This is a genomic window from Shewanella sp. SR43-4 (genome assembly GCF_014163845.1).
Classification (GTDB): Bacteria; Pseudomonadota; Gammaproteobacteria; order Enterobacterales; family Shewanellaceae; genus Shewanella; species Shewanella vesiculosa.
The window spans coordinates 29,801-53,555 of the sequence record NZ_JACJEB010000003.1 but is presented as its reverse complement, the minus strand read 5'-3'; the positions used below and the strand labels follow the sequence as shown (position 1 = coordinate 53,555).

Here is a 23,755-nt window from a genome sequence, read left to right as displayed (position 1 = left end):
GCTGAGGTAACCTAAACTTATAATAGGCGATAACAATCTCAACCGTACTGAGAAAAAAGCAATAAAAAAGGCGCCTAAGCGCCTTTTTAAGCCGAGTAAATATTACCAGCCAGTACGAATACGTAATGCTTTACCGATATCAGCTAAAGAGCGAACAGTCGTAACACCAGCAGCTTCTAAAGCAGCAAATTTATCAGCAGCAGTACCTTTACCACCAGCGATAATTGCGCCAGCATGACCCATACGCTTACCTTCTGGTGCAGTAACACCAGCAATGTAAGACACAACAGGCTTAGTTACATGTGCTTTGATATATTCAGCCGCTTCTTCTTCAGCGTTACCACCGATTTCACCGATCATTACAATCGCTTCAGTCTGTGGATCGTTTTGGAACATTTCCAATACGTCGATGAAGTTAGTACCAGGAATTGGGTCGCCACCGATACCTACACAAGTAGATTGGCCGAAACCTTCGTCAGTCGTTTGCTTAACCGCTTCGTACGTTAATGTACCAGAGCGAGAAACAATACCAACTTTACCTGGCTTGTGAATGTGACCAGGCATAATACCAATCTTACATTCACCAGGAGTGATTACGCCTGGACAGTTAGGACCGATCATGCGAACGCCAGTTTCTTCAAGCTTCACTTTCACTTGCAGCATATCAAGTGTAGGAATACCTTCAGTGATACAAACGATTAGCTGAATGCCAGCATCGATTGCTTCAAGAATTGCATCTTTACAAAATGGTGCAGGAACGTAGATAACAGATGCTGTTGCACCAGTTTGTGCAACTGCATCTTTAACTGTGTTAAATACTGGAAGACCAAGGTGAACTTGACCACCTTTTCCAGGAGAAACACCGCCAACCATTTGCGTGCCATAAGCAATCGCCTGCTCAGAGTGGAAAGTACCCTGACCACCAGTGAAACCTTGACAGATCACCTTGGTATCTTTGTTAATTAAAACAGACATTATTTGCCCTCCGCAGCTTTAACAACTTGCTCAGCCGCGTCAGTTAGACTTGTTGCCGCGATGATATCAAGACCAGACTTAGCCAATACTTCACGACCTAATTCGGCGTTAGTACCTTCAAGACGAACAACTACTGGCACTTTAACGCCAACTTCTTTAACTGCACCGATAATACCTTCAGCGATCATATCGCAACGTACGATACCACCGAAGATGTTAACCAATACTGCTTTAACATTGCTGTCAGAAAGAATGATTTTAAAGGCTTCAGCAACACGTTCTTTAGTTGCTCCACCGCCAACGTCTAAGAAGTTAGCTGGTTTGCCGCCGTGTAGGTTTACGATGTCCATTGTACCCATTGCTAGGCCTGCACCGTTCACCATACAACCTACGTTACCGTCTAAAGCAACATAGTTTAATTCAAATTTAGCAGCATGTGCTTCACGAGCATCATCTTGTGATGGGTCATGCATCGCTTTGATTTTTGGCTGGCGATATAATGCGTTGCCATCAATACCAATTTTGCCATCTAAACAGTGAAGGTTGCCTTCAGTAGTGATAACAAGTGGATTGATTTCTAATAATGCAAAATCATGGTCGTTAAACATGTTCGCAAGACCCATAAAGATCTTAGTGAACTGCTTCATTTGTGTTGGGTTTAAACCTAACTTGAAGCCAAGATCACGAGCTTGGAAAGCTTGCGGACCCGTTAACGGATCGATGATTGCTGTATGAATAAGTTCTGGCGTTTCTTCAGCCACTTTTTCAATTTCAACACCACCTTCAGTCGACGCCATGAACACAACGCGACGAGTGCTACGGTCAACAACTGCACCTAAGTACAATTCGTTGGCGATATCAGTACAGCTTTCAACTAGAATTTTAGCAACTGGCTGACCTTTAGCATCAGTCTGGTACGTTACTAAGTTCTTGCCTAACCAGTTTTCAGCGAATGCTCTGATTTCGTCTTTACTACCGGTAACTTTAACGCCACCTGCTTTACCACGGCCGCCTGCGTGTACTTGACACTTAACAACCCATAAATTTCCGCCAATGTGGCCAGCTGCTTCAACTGCTTCTTGAGCAGTATCACATGCAAAGCCTTCAGAGACTGGTAAACCATATTCGGCAAATAAAGATTTTGCCTGATACTCATGCAAATTCATGATGATCTATCCATATACTTCTAATCAAATCCAACTGGCTCAATATGAGCCAGCGACGAGGGTTTATCTACTGACTTATAGATCAAGCAGCAGACGAGTTGGATCTTCTAAGAAGTCTTTAATCGCAACTAAGAAGCCAACTGACTCACGACCATCAACAATACGATGATCGTAAGAGAGTGCTAGGTACATCATAGGCAGGATTTCAACCTGACCATTTACTGCCATTGGGCGATCTTTAATAGCATGCATGCCTAAGATTGCGCTTTGTGGCAGGTTCAAAATTGGAGTCGACATTAACGAACCGAACACACCACCGTTGGTGACTGTGAAGTTACCGCCAGTCATATCTGCAACAGATAGCTTTCCGTCACGGCCTTTGATAGCCAATTCACGAACTGCTTTTTCAATTTCAGCAAGACTCATGGTATCGGTATCACGTAATACTGGTGTTACCAGACCGCGAGGTGTCGATACTGCAATGCTGATATCAAAATAGTTGTGATACACAATATCATCACCGTCAATAGACGCATTTACTTCTGGAAAACGCTTTAACGCTTCTGTTACTGCTTTGATATAGAAAGACATAAAGCCTAAACGAATACCATGGCGTTTTTCAAAAATGTCTTGATACTGTTTACGAATATCCATGATTGGCTTCATGTTGACTTCGTTAAACGTGGTCAACATTGCCGTTGAATTTTTCGCTTCTAAAAGACGTTTAGCAATGGTTTTACGAAGACGTGACATTGGAACACGCTTCTCACTACGACCTTCAAGTGGTGCAACAGGTGCAGCTGGCGCGGTTTTAGCTGGTGCAGACTTAAGAAATGCATCAACATCATCCTTAGTCACACGTCCGCCAACACCAGAACCTTTAATTTTGCTGGCATCAAGATTGTGCTCTGCAATCACACGACGTACAGAAGGACTCAATGCATCGTTAGATTCATCAGTAGCCGCTTCAGTAGATGCCGCAGCAGAAGGCGCTGACGCTTCAGCTTTAGTCACTTCTTGGCCAGAAACTGCACCAGCGACAAAATTAGCAATCACTTGCTCGCCTAAAACGGTGTCACCTTCTTGGAATAACAATTCAGAGATTGAACCGTCTTCAGGTGCAACCACTTCTAAAACAACTTTATCAGTCTCGATATCAACTAAGTTTTGATCACGAGTCACCTGCTCACCAGGTTTAACATGCCAAGTAGCAATAGTTGCATCAGCAACAGATTCTGGTAATACGGGTACCTTAATTTCGATACTCATGGAAAGCTTCCCTTATATAAATTATCTATTACGACAGTTTTAATGCGCTATTAACTAATGATTCTTGCTGCTGTACGTGCAAGCCAGGATAACCACATGCTGGTGCAGCAGACGCTTCACGACCGGCATAAGTTAATTGACCACCTGCAGGAATATTAGCCCAGAAATGATGCTGACTACAGTACCATGCACCTTGGTTTTGCGGTTCTTCCTGACACCAAACAAAATCAGTAACATGTTGATAAGTTTCTAATGCTGCACGAAGTTCCACATCAGGGAACGGATACAACTGCTCAACACGCACGATGGCAACGTTAGTGACATTCTCTTTGCGACGTTTTTCAAGTAACTCGAAATACACCTTGCCACTACAGAATACAACACGGTCAACTTTACTTGCATCTAAGGTATCAACCTCACCGATGATATTTTGGAAAGTACCTTCAGCAAGCTCTTCTAAGCTAGACACAGCTAATGGATGACGCAATAAAGATTTAGGCGACATTACCACTAATGGACGACGCATCGGACGAACAACTTGGCGACGCAGCATGTGATAAACTTGCGCCGGAGTTGATGGCACACACACTTGCATATTGTGGTTAGCACATAGTTGCAAGAAGCGCTCTAAACGGGCACTTGAATGCTCAGGGCCTTGACCTTCGTAACCATGAGGTAGCAGCATAGTGAGACCACATAAACGGCCCCATTTTTGCTCTCCAGATGATAAGAATTGATCAATTACCACTTGGGCACAGTTAACGAAATCGCCAAACTGCGCTTCCCAAATGGTTAAACCACCTGGTTCTGCTGTGGCGTAACCGTATTCAAATGCCAACACTGAAGCTTCAGACAATACCGAGTCAATAATATCAATTGGCCCTTGCTCATCTGCCACATTACGCAAAGGTAAATAGGTAGTGCCGTCTTTTTGGCTATGCAATACCGCATGACGATGGAAGAATGTGCCACGACCAGAGTCTTGACCGGTAATCCGCACACGCTTGTTGTCTTCAAGGATAGAAGCATAAGCTAGCGTTTCTGCGAAACCCCAATCAAGTAACTTCTCGCCTTTTGCCATCGCAGTTCTGTCGCCATAAATTTTGGCAACGCGAGATTGCAGCGGATGATTATCAGGAATATCGACTAACTTATTGGCTAAGTTTTGTAGACGGTCCATCGACATCGCACCGGCATAATCTTCATCCCATTCACGATTGAGATAAGGTGTCCAATCAACCGTATGCAGCGTCATTGGACGCCACTCTTTAACAACACAATCACCGGCATCTAATGCATCACGATAATGATTAATCAAACCAGTCACTTCATCGGCTGGAATACTATTTTCAGCGATTAACTTATCTGCATAGATTTTACGTGGCGTTGGATGTTTTTTGATTTTAGCGTACATTAGCGGCTGTGTAGCACTAGGCTCATCAGCTTCGTTATGGCCATGACGGCGATAACACACTAAATCAATAACCACATCGCGTTTAAACTCATTACGATAATCAACTGCAAGTTGCGAAATAAACGCCACCGCTTCTGGATCGTCAGAGTTGACATGGAAAATTGGCGCCTGAACCATCTTAGCAATATCAGTACAATATTCGGTTGAACGAGTGTCGGCATGGTTAGATGTGGTAAAACCAACTTGGTTATTGACCACAATCCGAATGCTACCACCAATGGTAAAACCACGTGTTTGAGACATGTTAAACGTCTCTTGCACAATGCCTTGACCCGTTATAGCAGAGTCACCATGAATAGTAATTGGCATCACTTGCAGACCATCTTTACAACCACGACGATCTTGACGAGCGCGAACTGAACCAATAACCACTGGATTAACGATCTCTAAGTGAGATGGGTTAAAGGCTAACGCTAAATGGACATTACCACCTGGCGTTTCAAAATCTGATGAGAAACCCTGATGATATTTAACATCACCTGAACCATGGGTATCAGCGTGTTTACCAGCAAATTCGTCAAACAATTCAGCAGGACGTTTACCTAACACGTTAATAAGCAGGTTTAAACGACCACGGTGAGCCATGCCAACAACGATTTCTTTGGTACCCGCTTCACCGGCACGGTAAATGATTTCACGCATCATAGGAACGAGCGAATCACCACCTTCTAGGGAGAAACGTTTAGCTCCAGGGAATTTAGCACCAAGGTATTTTTCGATACCTTCTGCAGCATTCAACCCTTCAAGAATACGCTTTTTAACATCGTTACCGTATTGGGCTTTACCTAATGTCGGTTCAAGACGTTGTTGGATCCAACGTTTTTCATCGGTATCAGTAATATGCATGTATTCAGCACCAATAGAGCCACAGTAGGTGCTCTTTAATGCATGAATAATATCAGCAAGCTTCATGGTTTCACCGCCGAGGGCGAATGAACCAGTATTAAACTGACGCTGCATGTCTTCTACAGTTAAGCCGTGATAAGCAGGATCTAACTCCTGAACAACCTCACGCTTCCACAATCCTAATGGATCTAAATTGGCATTTTGATGGCCACGGAAACGATGGGCATTGATCAATTGCAGGACTTTAACTTGCTTCGCGTCTAGCTCTGGATCGGTTACGCTGTTCGCGTTTTTAAAACGACCTTCTAGGGCTAAGCTACGGAAATAGTCACGGACTTTAGAGTGGGCTGTTTCGGGTACGTCTACTGAAGCACCGTTAACGGGAGGGAGATTATCAAAAACAAGCTGCCAATCAGCAGTAACTGATTGCGGATCTTCTTGATAGGCTTCATACATCTCTTCTACGTAGGTCGAGTTCGAACCACTTAAATACGACGACTCGAGCCAAGCTTTCATGATGCCTTGGTGCATTGTTATTCCTTTCAAACTTGATACACGTGCTAGCCATAAACATAACAGTGAGTAACATAAGTTACATCACACGTAGACTGAAACTATCTTAAAAAACCTAATTTCAGGAGGTATTGCATAAACACACAAAAGAGCCATCCCCGTTATTGGAGATGACTCTTAATAGAGCTAATAAGTCAGACTATTTTGCTCTTCTTGGTGCATTAAACTGCCCGCTTTAGCAGCATCGACTTAATATGACCAATCGCTTTCGTTGGGTTTAATCCTTTAGGACAAACATCAACACAGTTCATGATGCCATGACAACGGAACACACTGTACGCATCATCTAGATCAGATAAACGCTCTTCAGTTGCCGTGTCGCGGCTGTCAATTAAGAAACGATAAGCATGTAATAAACCACTTGGTCCGATAAATTTATCCGGATTCCACCAGAATGATGGACAAGCAGTTGAACAACATGCGCACAAGATACATTCGTATAAACCATCTAAATGAGCGCGCTCTTCAGGTGATTGTAAATGTTCGCGAACAGGTGCCTTTTCATCATTAATCAGGAAAGGCTTAATCTTTTCATATTGCTTGTAGAACTGAGTCAAGTCGACGACTAAATCTCGAACTACTGGCATGCCTGGTAATGGACGGACTTCAATTTTCTTCCCTTTAAAGGTTGAAATTGGTGTAATACACGCCAATCCATTTTTACCATTCATGTTAACACCGTCAGAACCACACACACCTTCACGGCATGAACGACGGAACGCAAGCGTTGGGTCTTGTTCTTTCAGTTTAATTAACGCATCTAACACCATCATATCAGAGCCATCTGGCACTTCTAGGGTGTAATCCTTCATATAAGGCTTGGTATCTACATCAGGATTATAACGATACAATGCAAATGTTAATTTCATCTTTTGCAACTCCTGCCTAATAGGTACGTTTTACTGGTGGAAACGCATCGCGCAATTTAGGTGTCATGTTGACATCACGTTTACTCATAGCGGTAGTGACTGGGTCAAATATGCTATGACATAACCAATTATCATCATCACGATCTAAATAATCTTCACGAGAATGCGCACCACGGCTTTCAGTACGGAAGTTAGCTGCATAAGCCGTTGCCAGCGCGGTGGCCATCAAGTTGTCTAATTCTAAGCATTCAATACGTTGAGTGTTAAATTCTGTTGAATTATCAGATAACTTGGCATTTTCAAGACGCTTTTGAATTGCTTGAAGCTGTTCTAAACCTTCTGCCATGGCTTCGCCACTGCGGAAAACAGAGAAATTTAACTGCATGCACAATTGAAGGTCTTTACGGATAACCGAAGGATCTTCACCGTCTTTGTTGCTTTCCCAACGATTAAGACGTGTAAGTGATGCACTTATTTCTTCGTCTGTCGCCGCTTTAGGCTCAGGTGTTTCGTCTAACGCTTTACCTAAATGCTGACCGGCAGCACGTCCAAACACCACTAAATCAAGTAGTGAGTTACCACCTAAACGGTTTGCACCATGTACTGATACACAGGCAATCTCACCCACAGCAAACAAACCTAATACATCTTGCTCGGTGCCATCGTTATTCTGGCGAATAACTTGTCCACTCACTTTAGTCGGTAAACCGCCCATCATATAATGACAAGTCGGGATCACAGGAATTGGACCATCAGCTGGATCAATGTGGGCAAAAGTACGGGATAATTCACATACACCAGGAAGACGTGCTTCAAGGGTTTCTTTACCTAAATGATCAAGTTTAAGCAACAAATGCGGACCTAATGGACCGTCTAAACCACGACCTTCACGAATTTCAGTCATCATTGAACGTGCTACCACGTCACGAGATGCCAAATCTTTCGCATTAGGAGCATAGCGTTCCATGAAACGTTCGCCATCTTTATTTAAAAGATATCCACCTTCACCGCGACAACCCTCAGTCACCAATGTGCCGGCACCAGCAATACCCGTAGGGTGAAATTGCCACATTTCCATATCTTGTAACTGAACACCAGCGCGAGCTGCAATACCAACGCCGTCACCGGTATTGATATGAGCATTGGTGGTAGACGCGTAAATACGCCCTGCACCGCCGGTGGCTAAAATAGTGGCTTTGGCTTTGAAATAAACAATATCACCGGTTTCGATTTCAATCGCTGTACAACCGACAACAACGTCATCTTCATTTTTAACCAAATCTAAGGCATACCACTCAGAATAAACGTCAGTTTTATGTTTAACGTTTTGTTGATATAAACAATGAAGCAGTGCATGGCCTGTTCGGTCAGCAGCAGCGGCAGTTCGAGCGGCTTGCTCGCCACCAAAGTTTCTAGACTGACCACCAAACGGACGTTGGTAAATGGTGCCGTTTTCAAAACGAGAGAAAGGTAAACCCATTTGCTCAAGTTCGATGATGGCTTCAGGACCTGTTTTACACATAAATTCGATGGCTTCTTGGTCACCGATAAAATCGGAACCTTTAACCGTGTCATACATGTGTTGTTCCCAATGATCTTCGTGTGCATTACCTAATGCTACGGTGATACCACCTTGAGCAGAAACGGTATGTGAACGAGTAGGGAATACTTTAGATAACAGCGCGCAGCTCTTACCTTCTTTAGAAATCTGTAATGCTGCTCGCATACCTGCGCCACCGGCGCCGATCACAATTGCATCAAATTCGCGTACTGGAATACTCACTTAAACACCCCACACTATTACTATGCCTGAAGCTAAATAACTCAATGCGATAACAACAAAAGTAAACTGTAGTACACCACGCAACGCTGTATTTTTGACATAATCAGTCAACACTTGCCATACACCAATCCAAGCATGGATAAGCAAAGCAACCAACGTTATAAGAGTAAAGACTTTCATTGGAAGTGAACTGAATAAGCCACTCCAAATTTCGAAAGTTAACGGGGCACTACACGCGATAAAACCTACTAAGAAAATAGTATAACAAGCGAGGATCACTGCACTTGCGCGTAATAGAATATAGTCATGAACACCACTACGTCCAAAACTTGCTGCATTTGTTACCATACCCAAATCCCCGCTATGATTGATAGAACCGCTGCTAAAGCAAACGTAGCTTTAGCTGATGCTGTACCCGAAGCTAACTCTTCCCAGCGACCAGTATCCATAATCAGATGACGAATGCCACCTAACAAGTGATAACCTAACGCGGTTAGAATGCCCCAAAGGATGAACTTCATCACGAAACCATCGAACAAGGATTGTACGCTAGCGAACCCTTCTGCTGATGTTAAAGTCGAATTTAACAACCATAGAAGAATACCAATAGCAAATAGCATGATAACACCGGAAACACGGTGTAGGATTGACGCGATCGCTGTTGCAGGAAAGCGAATCGTCTGCAGGTCTAGATGGACAGGTCTTTGCTTTTTCACGTTCTGCTCACTCAGCTCCGTCGAGCATTATTTTTGTTATATATCTGTTATTTGTTTAACCACTAACGCTAACACTTAGCTTACGTTTTAAAACAAATAACAGATCACTCTAAAACATCTAATCAGTTGAGAAACCACTATTTAGTGCGTAAATTAATCGTTTCTAAACTGTGACGTTAGTCTCCCTTAGGGACGCAGGCAAGTATACTCGCGGGAATTGTCAAATACAAACATCACATTATGCAAAATAAGTTTTTTTACTGTTTTTTTAATTTAATTCAAGCCTAGAGCGGTTTACAGCAGACATATACCTTGGTCTAACGAATTTAAACGCTTATTTAAATTGATCTGTGATCCCGATCCACTGTAAAGTAATGACCGCTTAACATGCCGCACTCATATAGAAGAATGAAGTAAGGAGAACGGGGTATGGCTGATAATATAGCCAAATTAGAGTTACCAGGAAACGATTCAATCGACCTACCTATTAAGAAAGGTACTGAAGGTTTTGACGTTATCGACATCAGTACACTTGGAAAAAAAGGGTATTTCACCTTCGATCCAGGCTTTTTAGCTACTGCATCTTGTGAGTCAGCAATTACTTATATCGACGGTGAGCAAGGTATCTTGTTGCATCGTGGTTATCCAATTGACCAACTTGCTACTGAATCGACATACTTAGATTTATGCTACTTGCTATTGTATGGTGAATTACCGTCTAAAGCTGATTACGAACAATTTGTTTCCACAGTGAAAGAACACACTATGGTTCACGAGCAAATTGCATTCTTTTTCAGAGGTTTCCGCCGTGACGCACACCCAATGGCAATGCTATGTGGTGTAACGGGTGCATTATCTGCTTTCTATCAAGATTCTCTTGATGTTAACAATCCAAAGCATCGTGAAATTGCAGCTTACCGCTTAGTGTCGAAAATGCCGACAATCGCAGCGATGTGCTACAAGTACTCAATGGGGCAACCTTTTGTTTACCCACGTAACGATTTAAGTTACGCAGGTAACTTCTTGTCGATGATGTTTGCTACTCCTTGTGAAGAGTACAAAGTCAACCCAGTTGTTGAAAAAGCAATGGACCGTATTTTTGTATTACATGCTGATCACGAGCAAAATGCATCTACATCTACCGTCCGTTTAGCCGGTTCTTCAGGCGCTAACCCATTTGCATGTATTGCAGCGGGTATTGCTTCGTTGTGGGGCCCAGCTCATGGTGGTGCTAACGAAGCTTGCTTAGAAATGTTAGAAGAAATCGGCAGCGTTGATCGTATTCCTGAGTTTATCGAGAAAGCGAAAGACAAAAACGATCCATTTCGTCTAATGGGCTTTGGCCATCGTGTTTATAAGAACTTCGACCCTCGCGCTAAAGTGATGCGTGAAACCTGTCATGAAGTGCTTAAAGAACTGAAAGTGGTTGATCCATTATTAGACGTGGCAATGGAACTTGAGCGTATCGCTCTTGAAGATGAGTACTTCATCTCTAAGAAGCTATACCCGAACGTTGATTTCTACTCTGGTATCATCATGAAAGCCATTGGTATCCCTAACGATATGTTCACAGTGCTATTTGCATTGTCTCGTACTGTTGGTTGGATTTCACATTGGAAAGAAATGTTAGATCAACCAGGCCATAAAATCAGCCGTCCTCGTCAGTTATACACTGGTGAATCTGCGCGTGATTTTGTGAGCGTTGATAAGCGTTAATCATCTGATTAACCAAACAGAAAAAAGCGCCGAAAGGCGCTTTTTTGTTATCTAGATTTAAACATCAGCTACTATTCAACGCATTGTATAAATCAACACTAAACACCTTCTGAAAATTTATAATCTGTTAGAAGCTATGTTTATTAGAACCTATATATTACAAGTGTTAACAGATCAAAGTCGTATTACCGTAATCAGTTTGAGTTGGTGGTAATTAAACTCAAACTAGTCTTTGTTGATGACTCTATTACAATCCAGATCACCTGTGTGCAAGCTAAGAGGTACTAAACCTCTCCAAGAACCCATATTAATGGCTTTTTTTACACAATAGCTCCAGCTTTTAGGAGCATTAATTAAGTTTTTTGGCACTGTTGAACTGCAACATTAATTGTTAAGTTGTGATCATCTATATCAATTGAATTATTCCACCTCGGACCTGCTGCGTTGGTGAAAGATATAACAATGACAAAGCAAACAAAAATGTTTCCCCCACCCCATGTCAAAGTCTCTTCTGAAGAACTCTTTTTTGAGAAATATAAACTGTAAAAGAAAGCATAGGCGAAGGTATGAATGAGCCTGTTCAGCAAAATAGACCTGCTTTTCTACTTCATCATCTTGGTACATTTATTCCACTTTAACCACTTTGATTTTAGCAAGATAATGAACATTTTTAATTTACTAGAAATCTTCAACAGAGCCCAACTTACTAAAACCTGAATCATCACAAAGCCAATATTCTTTTTTACCAATTTTTTGTATTGTTACTGATGTTTCTTTAGTAATCATATTAAGTTCTTCGCTGTAGTAGTCACTCACGATGACTTCACTATCGCCGTGTGTAAAAGTCATACTGTGCTCAGTGACTAAAGAGCGGTGGAAGCTCGATTTACTCACATCACTAATTAGCTCTGCATTAGCAAGCTTTGAACTTGCAATGTTAAATTGCTCTAATTTAAACGTGTTATCCATTTTACTAATAACAACATCAATCGATTTGGGCTGCTCAGCGTGGCATTTAAATATAATCTCTGCCTCATCACGCTGAGAGGCACTACACGATGCAACTAAAAATAAGGGTAAAACCCACAAAGCGTTAGAGAGTTTACTTTTTGTCATATTTTTCAAATGCCTTCTGTAATTTAACATCATACTTATTCTGTTCGTACTGCGACCCGTTATAACCTTTAGCAAATGAAGCCCAGTCTAGCGTTATTAGGTACTTTTCTAGCCCTTTATTCTTTACAAAGCTAACGAAAGCATCAAGCTGTTTTCTTTCTGAGCTGAACATTGCTTTAACAAATGCTTCTACGTTAGTAAAACCTGACTCACTATAATTAAAGCCCATAATTTGAAAGCGCCCCCATGAAGTCGACTTCAAAGCCTCTGAAGAATCTAACGTCATGGCAATTTCAAGCCTTGCATACTCCTGGGAGCCACCGTTATATAAGCTTCGATTCCAAGTTCTGCTGGATACAAATGGGTTACTCTGATCATACTTGTGATTTGTCAAATGAGAAAAAATATGGGCTTCATATAAAATTTTTGGCTTTCCGTTTGAAAAAAATGCATCACCAGAAGACTCAACGTCCGCAACAGCTTTGACTGCAGCGACTTTACAGCCAAGTTGATTCGCAATATCTAGATAATCAGACTCTGATAATGTTGGAATATCAATAGATGCTATCGGTAACTTATAGTTAAACTTGCTTGATACGGCTATTAACTTTTCATTTATCTTTCGATGAGTTCGACCATTAGCGTCAATTTTGCCATCTGGACGTAGCATATTAAGTACTTTGCTTTGAAATAACTTAATCGCTGCAACGGTTTTAGAGCTTTCAGGCCTAGAGCCTAAACGGCCATCAACAATTAATGACTTTGTAGGAGGAATGAATTTAAGTAGTTTGTTTAAACCGCTTTGTACTGTTTTAACATCGTTTACATTGTTAGCTCCACCCAGCCCGACAGCTTGAGTTATTTTTATTGATGACATCGTATTATCCTTGTCATTATTGGTGTAAAGCAGAAGTTAAATCTGCAGATTTACTACTTAATATGTTGATAGTAATTAACTTTTTCGCACCTATATTTTGTTGGGCTAGAGGCTAAATACCTTCTTCACTGAGGAGCGCCCCAAACCTGCTCAATAATGACCATCGGATTAAATGGTTTTTTTAATGATTCGATACTTTCCAATTGAGTTTTTATATTTTCAGTCAGGTTTTCATACTCTCGAGCAGAAGCTACTGTAGATTTAGGAAAAACTAAAAGACGTATATTTTTAATTTGCTCACTTATAGCCTGAGACTTTTCAACCTTATTCTGCTCTTGCAATGTCAGAATAGCGCGAGCTAAATTAAAGACTTCAGGCTGAGCACAATTATATAACGCATCATCAAAAAGCTTACCCAGAACACCAGCTGTTTCTCGAGGCATCTGTTTTAATTTCAACATATCACTTTCTGGTAAAATGAAATCCGTTACTTGCTTGAAGCAATGGCTACTTTTATTATCATATTTAGCTAAGTTAACCTGCAACATAAGTGTTGCATATTTCCCATCTTCTGAAATTTCAGCTTTAGCCATAAAAGATATTAATAAAAAAAATATCACGATACATTTATTCAACATTGGGCTTACATCCTTTTACTATTGAACTCCAAAACAAGTATTCCTTTGAGCTCGCATGTCGCCATGTCTGCTCAATTAATCTTGAATGACTGGCATAAGCATGAGTCAGTTCAAGTTGATTACCTTATATCGTTTTATGCAATAAGCCTGATGACAGATAATGATAATGAGCCCGCTGCACAATCGGCTTCGATGGGCCATGGCCTGTAAAGCGACTGTCTATTAATGTAATGCCACTTAATTGACAGTTTTATTGTTGAAATACTACTGCCAGTAACTATGAGCTTTCATACATAAACCATAGGCATGAGGTAGAATGTTGCCCTCTTTAGCGACTAAACAACAACCTTCGACAGGCGCATCATCTAAGGTATTCCAAGACTTTACCCCCGTTCAAAATATAGTTGCGTTAACCAGTAATGCACCTATATTTTTGGCTATCCATTTTTTAAAGAACTAAACAGAGTTTCGCACTAAAGGAATGATTCAATCTTTAAAGTACAGTGCCGTGGGTCCATCAATCACTAAATTGATAATCTTGACCCCAAAACGACATTTAGCTGCGTATTTCTTCATCTACAATTGGCGGTAGCACACTTCGTAAGGGGGGATTATGCGTCACAATCGATTTTTGAAAACTCACATTTAAATCAGCTAATGACTCAATGCCAAATTCTTTTAATGCTGACATCAATTGCTCTCCCTTGATATTTTTATCCCGTAAATCAATCACAAAGCTTTGTAAATTTTGCAGCTCAGCCAATATTTTACTGACTTCTTTACTTAATGGTGCTTGTGCTTCTTTTAACGCGTTATAAGCCGCTTCCCTTGCGCCGTCTGATGATGAGAAAAGTGTTATTTTTTCATCAAATGCAGATTGTAATTCTGCTTTATATAGTGTTAATTTTTCAACAATATCAGCAATAGTCATCTCTTTTTCACGGCTGAATTCCTGCTTAGCATCATCTATACGCTCGAATACTTTTTCTAATCGTTCTTCATAGTCGTTAAAGTCATTCACCACTCGCCATAAATCAGCAACCGATTTCTGCGGATAATCCGCCTCTTCAATCATGCCAAAAATCTCCATACGAATAGCGTTTACCGCTAACATCGCAGGTTTAATGGCGGCTATCGCAAATACTCCTATAACAGCATACAATTGATATTCTGACGTCATGCCAGGTACGTGACCAGTAACAAAGTAAACAACGCCAGCATTGATAATATGCGCAACAACTGCAATTACTCCGGCTTTAATCTTAATTTTTTTAACTCGGACTAAGTCATTGGTTAAATCAATACTGTCAGGCTTTTGCGGATGTGTTGCTCGCCTCTCTAACATGGTTTGGGCATTACGGGCGATAAAATAGGTGCTACCGATTAATAAGCTAATGGTAGAGACATACCAAAGATAGAGAGTTGCTGATACCCAAACATGGAATTCAAATTCTGGGACGTCATATTGTTGAGCAAACCATTTAATCAACACGACCAGTAAAAATGTCCCCACAATCCAACCTAACCACTCCTTGATTGTTTGAGTGTAAAATTCGCGTCTAATCTCGCCAAATATATCGTGCATAGTATTCCTTTACTTTGTTAATGATGTTAATTCCACCTAATTTCTGTAGGAAACTAGGCGTCAGATATTACGGTGATAATTTTATTTAATGTGGGTATGAGACCACTAATCACCAAGACAATGAAATAATTAATAGTTGAAAAGATAAAAGATAATCTTTGTTAATTTTACCATTCTTTATAGAACCCTATGTGTGTAAACGTTATTCTTCGAGTTAAATGCCACACAAAAAAGCGTTAACCACCACTCGCGAAAAACGGGGATAATAAGGAATATATTCTACGCTAACGATGGTGCCTTTGGGTCTGGAAATACTATTCAATTCAGTAGCCTTATCGGCTGACAGCAAAGCAACTGAGATAAATGCCAATGATATTATTTTAACGCTTTTTATGTATACCCGTTAGGTCAAAATCATAGTATGCCAATTGGTTTATTACCTTATTTTTAACTAATTCGGTATTGTTAACTTCAATACTTCCATTAACGATATTGATTTGGCTTAAATTACTACTTAAGGTAAAGTTTGGAAGTTCAATTAAATCAGAGTCTACATATTGGTACCCTTTCAATACCTGAAGCTTGTTACCCGTATGATATTTGATCAAGGCATACTCAATATCATCTTTTTTTATCAGTGTGATATTTGGCGTGTGTCCCTTCAAACGAACAGCAATAAATGGAACACCTTCATTATATGCTAAAACATAGGTGTCAAGAGTCGGTAAACAAATGCCCGATTTATCTTCATGTAAAAGTTTAACTTGATCAAATCTTTTTGACTTAACATCATCACTACTAAATTGCACTAGTATCGGCTTTATCACTTTTATTTGAATACAATCTGACGCTGCAGCAAAATGGCTAGCGGTCAATAATAAGACTGCAAAAATAGATTTATATAACGTCATTACTTAACCCCATAGGTTTGCAAATTATGAACATACTCTTGAATCGTTCCCTTACCTAACGGCGTATTGTAATAGACTTTCCAATACGCTGCCTGACCATGAAGATCATCCTCTGATGGTAACCCTGCTGGAGCCCTTAAATAATGCACTCTTGCCATAGCACATGCATATAGATCATTATCTTTTAGCTCTTGTAATTTGTCATCATTGTTCAACAATTCACTGACTTTCTTTGCTAGCTCAGGTCTGTACGCTAGATAATTATCCCAAATATCATCGTGTGTGGCTGGTTCTATTTGAAAATAACTTAAAGCAGGCCCGCCACCTAATTGTTGTCGGTATTTTAAACGGCTCTCTTGGATGGCGGTTCCCAGTAGTAGCATTTCTGCTTTTCTGGAGGCTAAACCTATTTTCAAAAGAGTCGGCTTTATTACATTTGCCATGAAAAGTTTAGGGTCTTGCATGCCCGCGATCTGAATGCTCTTTACTATCAACATTTCATTTATCTTACGAAGAGTTCGACCATTCGCATCAATTTTGCCATCTGGACGTACCATGTTGAGTACTTTACTTTGAAATAGCTTTATCGCTGCAATAGTTTTAGCGCTTTCAGGCCCAGAGCCTAAACGGCCATCAACAATTAATGATTTTGTAGGAGGAATGAATTTAAGTAATTTATTTAATGCCGTTTGTACAGCTTTTACATCGTTTCCATTGTTAGCTCCACCCAGCCCGACAGCTTGAGTTATTTTTATTGATGACATCGTATTATCCTTGTCATAGTTGATTTTAATAAGAGATAAAATCTGTAATTCTTTAATTTTTGGGAACTGATTTTTGACAATTTAGCGATATAATTACATTTCCACGAGATGTTTTCATCGTCAAAAAGCCCACACAGAACATGCCTATATTTTTATAAAGTTTCAAAAATATACGAGAGGAATTTATATCCCTTTTTATTAATAAAATTAGCATGCCTTGCAATTTGTGATTTAACATTTCCAAAAAATGATGATTTAGATACTTCATTGAGATAACGATTTACAGAATCCCATTCAGGCCCATTTTGATTTTCAAAAAGAAAACTATAAGTAAAGCCTCCCCTGCTTTTTTGAGCGCAATACGAAGATAAGTTAGCAAGTAAATGGTTAAGATCATCTTCAGATACTTCCAAACTATCTAAAAATTCTAAAAAAAACTTATCAAATTCTTTTGAGTGTTCTCTTGATTCTTCTGCATAAACCCTTGCTGCACCTCCCATTTGAGCACCATGCACATGCCCATCATAATCAGGACTTGATATAAAATATGATCCCTTGCCTCTAAAAAAATCATAGACATTTCCACTCTGTATGGCTTTTTGAAAATTATTATTTGTCATTTTATTTTTTAGAGCCTCAAAATTGTTTGGAAAGTTCATTAATATGAAATATTTTTTCTGAGTTGACTAAAGCAGGTTCGGTAATACCTCAGGGCAACCGCATGAGTGTGTGTTTTTTGAGCGCTATGAATAATTTCAATACTGAATCACTTCCAATATTCATGAAGTGATAACGTACTGAACAAATATAGTTCTAAAAACATACTTACTCTGTATGAAAGACGTTCACGATCTTGCCCTGTAAATAAAGCGAAGTTTATTGGTTGATATTCAGCCAGTAATAATGGATGACCATGTTATTTTCAGCATACTCAGTTTGCGTTACTCTTAGAATAAAATATTATAAATTATCACCTTTATATTTTTCAGCTAAGTCTTTCCATAAATCCATCAAACCACCCTCAAATAAAAAACTGTCAGAGAATGTAATATCTTGAGGGTTAGTACTGATTTTATGATGGTCCTTCCTATCTATATTATCCAGAATATACCCACCCTCGCGACGTGCATTACCTGCATCCATTGCTCTGCCCAGTATAATATACTCCCCTCTAACCTTTTCTTTATCAGTTGCAATTTTGTTAGCTGGCAAACCTCCCTGTGTTGAAGATTTCATGAAGAACTCAAGTTTATCAATAAACCACGGTAAAATTTCTAACGGGGCATCAAATTGTTCGGTAGCTAAATATGCTGCTTTATTTTTTGGCGTAATTATCCAGTGATGAACGATAGATAAGAAATCATCTTGTTTATAAAATGAATAGGAACGATTAGGGTAATTCAATGAATCATTAATGCGTGCTATTAGTTTGATGCCATGAGCTGGGCTATCAGGTTCGGTAATTTCGATTAATGGTGGTAAATATTGTTTTTTCATGTTAGTTGCCTATTGGTTTTAATACGTCCGAGATCTTAATCGCGCCACCAAACTCTTCTAAATTAATAAGCTTACGTTCGAAATTAAAAGTTTCGACTGCACCAAATTGTCCATTATTAGGGAGCAAGGTTTTAGTTAAGCCGTTACCTAAGAAATGTTGATTATTCCCTAATTTCTTTTGCATATCTAAACGTTTTTTCATTAACTGATATTGTGCAGGATCAGCTGTATTATCTTTAAAATACTTTATCGCACCAGCGTTATCCCATTCATTCTCCATCGCACCAGAATCTAATGCCGCCTGATATTGTTTTGAATAGTTTGCTTGGAATTCAGACGTCATTAAAATATTGATTTCTTCAGGCGAGAAACTATCGGGCAATTCCTCTTTCGCAAATTTACCCAACCTTTCGTGTGTAGGAATAATACTATGAGTATCGGCGATTACTTTGGCTTTATCTGTATCAACGATCACCATGACAAATGTCTTGCTTGGGTCATAATCTAACCCTAATTTTGCACTGATAATTTTCGGATCGGTATCGGCATCTTCAATTTGATCGAAAGTAGTAGACCAATACTTAGCACCATAACCTGATACCCCCTCAAATGGTTGACCTAAGTTTCCAGGCTTCCCTTTATATTCAAGGTAGCTAGCATCCATAAACCTAACATGAAATCTTTCATTTGCAACATCACCAGCTTTTGCCATATTCAATAATTCATCATCGCTATATTTTGCGTTATAACCATTTTTAATGATATTATTTCGTGCTGCTTTTAATCTTTCTTGACATTCTTCGAGGGATTTTGGCTCTGCGTTAGGTTCAGACTCAGCCTCTGGTTCATCCTCTTTAATCATTTGGTCAGCAGTACCCGCATTAATACTTTCAACCATTTCATCTGCTGTATAAGGCGAATCGACTAGCTTAGACAAGGCTATTAATTTCGCTTTGAGTTCGGTTGATATATTGTCACTATTATTTATTGCTTCCGCTACCTTGGCTTGCCCTTCTTTACACAGTAAACCTAGCGGATCCACCCAGTTGACATGATTAGGCGCATATTGATAATGATTTATGCCGCCCACTAATCCTATCGGGTCTTGATGGATGAATCGTGCTTGTTGAGGGCTGTAGTACCTAAAGCGGTTGTAGTGTAAACCTGATTCGTCATCAAAGTATTGCCCTTGAAAACGAATTGGGTTAGGAATCTTGTCTTGCTGAGCTGCATAATCCGCATCTTTACAATCCACGCTTTCAATTGTTTGGCCAAACACGTCTTGTTGGCTGCGCCAGACAATTTTAGCGTTTTCATCTGTTAAGCAAATTGGGGTGCCGAGTTGGTCTAGGTGATAATAATAAACCTGTCCAGCTTTGATTAATGCGACTGGAGTAAAGGTGTCTGGTTGATAAATATACCAGCTGTATTCACCTAAGGTGCATTCGCCAATCAGCTGGTGATTATCCCAAATAAAGTCGGTGCGACTGAGTTCGGTGATTTTTGCACTGCGACGGCCTAGGGCATCATATTCGTATTGTGTCAGCTTGCCATTAACGTTGATTTGCACCAGTTGGTTTAAGCCATTAAAACTGCGCTGTTGTTTATCGCCAGTGCCAATTTGGCTGATTTGGTTGCCACTGGCATCATAGCGGTAATCGACACCAGCCATGCTCATTAAGCGGTCATTGTTTACCACTACATCATGATTGTTTTTATTGGGCCTTACCGTATCGGATGATAAAGCCGATGACGCTGAGTGTTGAATGTGTTCTGCACGCTCTAAGCCAGCTGTTGGGCTGTTAACACTGGCATCTGCACTGTTATTGTCAGCACGAAGTGAATGGGTAGGATTACCGAATCCATCCCATTGGTATTGTTGCTGAACACGGATTTTGTTACCAGTAGGGTTATCCGATACACGAGTATGACTGTCACTGACGAGTTGGCTGATGTTGTTATAGCGAAATTGCTTAACATCTGGCGCGCTTTTGGTTTCAGGCCCTTGGGTGGTTTGAACCTCACTAGTTGCGCCCTGCTCGACTACTTCGCTCTCACAATGAAGTAATTGATGTTGTTTATCGTATTGATAACGTCTTGATGCAAATAGTGCTGACTCTGATGAGGCAAGCTCTGGTGCTGCGCTATCTGAGCTCGCATGTCGCCATGTCTGCTCAATTAATCTTGAATGGCTATCATACGCATGAGTGAGTTCAAGCTGATTACCCTGTATCGTTTTATGCAATAAACCTGATGGCAGATAGTGATAATGAGCCAGCTGTACACACTGCTTTGATGGGCCATTGCCTGTAACGCTAATGCCACTTAATTGACTGTTTTTATTGTATTGATAGTCAATCTGTTGCCCGTCAGGTAAGGTTAAGCCACTGCGGTTACCTGAGTCATCATATTGATAGTCAAGTTGCCACTGGCTTTGCAATACCCGTTTTATTCGCCCTTGTGGGTCAAGGTGTCGCTGCACAGTACGGTGTTGGTTATGGGCACGAGTGATTTGCCCTATAGGATTATATTGATAAAAGTTCTGAGTGTTCAGTAGCGCTGATGTGGCACTTGGCTCAAGTTTGACATGGCTACTTTGCTGACAAATTCGCCCCATGGCATCACGTTTAAGCTCAACAAACCGAATATCACTGTCGTTCACGGCAACTAATTTGTCATTAGCGTCATATTGATAATGTTGCTCGCGGCCATCAAAACCAATTAAGGTTCTAGGTTGCTCTGTTGGCGTGTATTCAATACGGTATTGCGCCCCATCACTGCGCTCGATGCGGTTTAAGTTACGTTCTTTATCATAAAAAAACTTCAGCCAACTACCATCGGCAAACGTTTGCTGGCGCGGTTGGGCTAAACCGTCATAGTCGATAATGTTTTCAATGTACTCGCTATCGTTACTGAGTTCTTGCTCGCCAGCAACATCAGCCTGTTGGCGCTGGCGAATAATACGTCCGGCATCATCGTACTGATAATAATGACTAATGGCTTCTTCAGGCTTGTCTTGATTATCTTGTGGGTAAGATTTACTCTCGATAATCTGACCTTTATTGTCACGAATAAATTCAGTGACTAAGCCTTGGGGATTAATAGTGGCATTAACACGCCCCAGTCTGTCATGGCTAAAACGGGTAAGCGCATCACCGACTTGTGTAGCAAGTAACTCACCGTCGCGGTCCCAATGGTAGCGATGTGTTACACCATTAACATCGATTTTTTGGGTTAACTGCCCAGCATCATTGTATTGATAATGACTTGGACGACCATCAAAACCTGTTTCAGACAGTAATCGCCCAGTGGCATCATAATGTCTTTTAGCTGTTCGACCTATGGCATCTCGGGTGACAATTCTTTGACCTAAACGATTATATTCAAACCGCGTAGTGCCGCCATCGGCTTGAATAACAGCCAGTAACTGTCCTTGATGGTTATAGTTATATTGTATTTTATTATCACAGGCATCAATGGTGGCCACTTTACGACCAACTGCATCATATTGATGACGTATTATGCTGCCATTCGGGTTGTGGTGTTCAGTCAACAGCCCTTGTGTATTGTGAATAAAAGTTTCGCTATGACCTAAAGAGTCAGTACAACGGCTTTTTACGCCGTGAACGAGTGCTGTATATTCAAAATGATAATGATAGATATCATCATCACCCCATTGCTCAATGCACTTGGCTTGGTGATCTTGTCCGTCCCATGCAAAGTGATGGCTAAAGCCAGATGCGCGTGTTCGGCGCTGCAATAAATAAGTGGTACTTTTAGGGTTATATTGATGATCACTGTCAGATGTGATGTCGGCTGACTTGACCTTGACATAACTGTAGCGCTCTACTCGGCCATTAATATCAGTGGCGGCAATAAGTGCTTGATCGTCGTCATATTGATAACTGGCTAACAAATTTTGATGAACTTGTTTGTTACCTTGGTTATCTAACATGTACGAAGCCACTTTTAATAAGTTGCTCTGTGCATTATAAAATAACAATACGCCACGTTTTGGGCCTGTGGTTATTTGGGTTAAACGACCTTGATGATCATAATACAGCTGAAAATATTGGCCTTGATGATTACTAATGCTTTCTAATTGCCAAACATCTTTGCCTGCAACCTGTTGCTTTACAAAAGCCCAATGACTGTCATCTGGCTTGATGAGTACTTGACGACCATCGGCTTGATGAACTAACGACCAACCTGTTGAAAGTTGGATGCTGGTCTGCCCACGTTTGACCGAATCAAAAACATGCACTCGGCCTTCATCGTCAGTTAACTCAAACCAATATTTACCAGGTTTTTTAGGCCCTACTTTCGCAGGTGCTTGATATTGATGATCTAGCTGTACACAAAAGTTATGACGCCAGCCGTACCCCATACCAACGTTAGTACCAACTTTACTCGAACGATACAAACGGCGCCATGTTAGCGGCATTAAACCATTAAGCTCAAAATCGACTAACGGTAAAATTTCTTCGCCACTTAGCATCGAAACCGGATCGCTGCGGCACTCTTGTTTATCGATGCTCACTTCCGTCGGAGAATGATTGGTCACAGTACCAGACTGAACTGATGCAGAAGTTTGTTTACCCTTGCTGGCTTTGGGGGATTTTTTATTCGTCGAACTCGCCCCAACGCTAGCGATTTCTGTTGAGGATTGAATCTGTTGTTTGGGCATTTCGAGGTACACTCGGAGTAAATTACGCCCAATAATGTCACTGAGTTTATGAGTAATATCTCTGGCAGATAAAGTCACGTTTACGCCGGCGTTCATCACCAAACTTCTGGCATGAATTAAAGCATTACGGTCGCGGACTAAATGAGGCGAGATTTCATTAATAATGGTACTAATATTATGATTTTGTTCAAACGTAGATAATTGAAACCCAGCAGGGGTTGACGCGCTGGCAGGCGCGATAACAATGTAACGGTTATGACCTTTAAAATAGAAATTACTGACCGCCATGTTCG

General features: G+C 40.6%; 18 protein-coding genes. 1 reads left to right on the top strand and 17 read right to left on the bottom strand.

The genetic code is table 11. From position 1 onward, the window contains the following. Positions 1-102: 102 nt before the first annotated feature. The 8 genes from sucD to sdhC form a co-directional block, all read right to left on the bottom strand. Positions 103-975 (bottom strand): succinate--CoA ligase subunit alpha, encoded by an 873-nt coding sequence (sucD, locus tag H5123_RS04045; protein WP_124015813.1) that lies wholly within the window; start codon positions 973-975, stop codon positions 103-105. Next, on the bottom strand, positions 975-2,141 hold the full coding sequence (gene sucC / locus H5123_RS04040; RefSeq protein ID WP_124015812.1) for an ADP-forming succinate--CoA ligase subunit beta: 1,167 nt from the start codon (positions 2,139-2,141) through the stop codon (positions 975-977). Before sucC ends, sucD begins: the two co-directional genes overlap by 1 nt. 75 nt (positions 2,142-2,216) lie before the next feature. Then, positions 2,217-3,410: a 2-oxoglutarate dehydrogenase complex dihydrolipoyllysine-residue succinyltransferase gene (odhB, locus tag H5123_RS04035; RefSeq protein WP_124015811.1), complete on the bottom strand. Its 1,194-nt coding sequence runs from the start codon at positions 3,408-3,410 to the stop codon at positions 2,217-2,219. A 28-nt stretch (positions 3,411-3,438) separates the two neighbouring features. Beyond that, the gene (gene sucA, locus H5123_RS04030; RefSeq protein WP_124015810.1) at positions 3,439-6,261 is read right to left on the bottom strand and encodes a 2-oxoglutarate dehydrogenase E1 component; all 2,823 of its coding nucleotides are present in this window, start codon (positions 6,259-6,261) and stop codon (positions 3,439-3,441) included. 203 nt (positions 6,262-6,464) lie between these two features. Further along, positions 6,465-7,172 (bottom strand): succinate dehydrogenase iron-sulfur subunit, encoded by a 708-nt coding sequence (locus H5123_RS04025; protein WP_124015809.1) that lies wholly within the window; start codon positions 7,170-7,172, stop codon positions 6,465-6,467. A gap of 16 nt (positions 7,173-7,188) precedes the next feature. Continuing rightward, positions 7,189-8,955 (bottom strand): succinate dehydrogenase flavoprotein subunit, encoded by a 1,767-nt coding sequence (gene sdhA / locus H5123_RS04020; protein ID WP_124015808.1) that lies wholly within the window; start codon positions 8,953-8,955, stop codon positions 7,189-7,191. Further along, positions 8,956-9,303 (bottom strand): succinate dehydrogenase, hydrophobic membrane anchor protein, encoded by a 348-nt coding sequence (gene sdhD / locus H5123_RS04015; protein ID WP_124015807.1) that lies wholly within the window; start codon positions 9,301-9,303, stop codon positions 8,956-8,958. Then, the gene (gene sdhC / locus H5123_RS04010; RefSeq protein ID WP_124015806.1) at positions 9,297-9,671 is read right to left on the bottom strand and encodes a succinate dehydrogenase cytochrome b556 subunit; all 375 of its coding nucleotides are present in this window, start codon (positions 9,669-9,671) and stop codon (positions 9,297-9,299) included. Before sdhC ends, sdhD begins: the two co-directional genes overlap by 7 nt. A 429-nt stretch (positions 9,672-10,100) precedes the next feature. On the opposite strand from sdhC, the gene H5123_RS04005 reads away from it, so the two are divergent. Further along, positions 10,101-11,387 carry a citrate synthase gene (locus H5123_RS04005; protein ID WP_124015805.1) on the top strand — a complete coding sequence of 429 codons (1,287 nt, stop codon included), beginning with the start codon at positions 10,101-10,103 and terminating at the stop codon, positions 11,385-11,387. Positions 11,388-12,065: 678 nt separating this feature from the next. On the opposite strand, the gene H5123_RS04000 is transcribed toward H5123_RS04005, so the two are convergent. The 9 genes from H5123_RS04000 to H5123_RS03960 all read right to left on the bottom strand — a co-directional run bounded on the left by H5123_RS04000 (position 12,066) and on the right by H5123_RS03960 (position 23,750). Further along, positions 12,066-12,503: a hypothetical protein gene (locus H5123_RS04000; RefSeq protein WP_182697109.1), complete on the bottom strand. Its 438-nt coding sequence runs from the start codon at positions 12,501-12,503 to the stop codon at positions 12,066-12,068. Beyond that, positions 12,490-13,380 carry an N-acetylmuramidase family protein gene (locus H5123_RS03995; protein WP_182697108.1) on the bottom strand — a complete coding sequence of 297 codons (891 nt, stop codon included), beginning with the start codon at positions 13,378-13,380 and terminating at the stop codon, positions 12,490-12,492. Before H5123_RS03995 ends, H5123_RS04000 begins: the two co-directional genes overlap by 14 nt. 125 nt (positions 13,381-13,505) lie before the next feature. Next, a complete protein-coding gene (locus H5123_RS03990; protein ID WP_182697107.1) occupies positions 13,506-14,018 on the bottom strand; it encodes a hypothetical protein in 513 nt (170 codons plus the stop codon). A 556-nt stretch (positions 14,019-14,574) separates the two neighbouring features. Then, a complete protein-coding gene (locus H5123_RS03985; protein ID WP_182697106.1) occupies positions 14,575-15,603 on the bottom strand; it encodes a hypothetical protein in 1,029 nt (342 codons plus the stop codon). A 380-nt stretch (positions 15,604-15,983) separates the two neighbouring features. Next, positions 15,984-16,514: a hypothetical protein gene (locus H5123_RS03980; RefSeq protein WP_182697105.1), complete on the bottom strand. Its 531-nt coding sequence runs from the start codon at positions 16,512-16,514 to the stop codon at positions 15,984-15,986. Then, on the bottom strand, positions 16,514-17,278 hold the full coding sequence (locus tag H5123_RS20575; protein ID WP_259395586.1) for a peptidoglycan-binding protein: 765 nt from the start codon (positions 17,276-17,278) through the stop codon (positions 16,514-16,516). Before H5123_RS20575 ends, H5123_RS03980 begins: the two co-directional genes overlap by 1 nt. Before the next feature lie 152 nt (positions 17,279-17,430). Next, positions 17,431-17,898, bottom strand: coding sequence for a hypothetical protein (locus H5123_RS03970; protein WP_182697104.1), 468 nt, complete (start codon positions 17,896-17,898; stop codon positions 17,431-17,433). A gap of 340 nt (positions 17,899-18,238) precedes the next feature. Continuing rightward, positions 18,239-18,775, bottom strand: coding sequence for a hypothetical protein (locus tag H5123_RS03965; RefSeq protein WP_182697103.1), 537 nt, complete (start codon positions 18,773-18,775; stop codon positions 18,239-18,241). A gap of 1 nt (position 18,776) precedes the next feature. Beyond that, complete coding sequence (locus tag H5123_RS03960; protein ID WP_182697102.1) at positions 18,777-23,750, bottom strand: RHS repeat-associated core domain-containing protein; 4,974 nt, start codon at positions 23,748-23,750, stop codon at positions 18,777-18,779. Between the last annotated feature and the right edge of the window lie 5 nt (positions 23,751-23,755).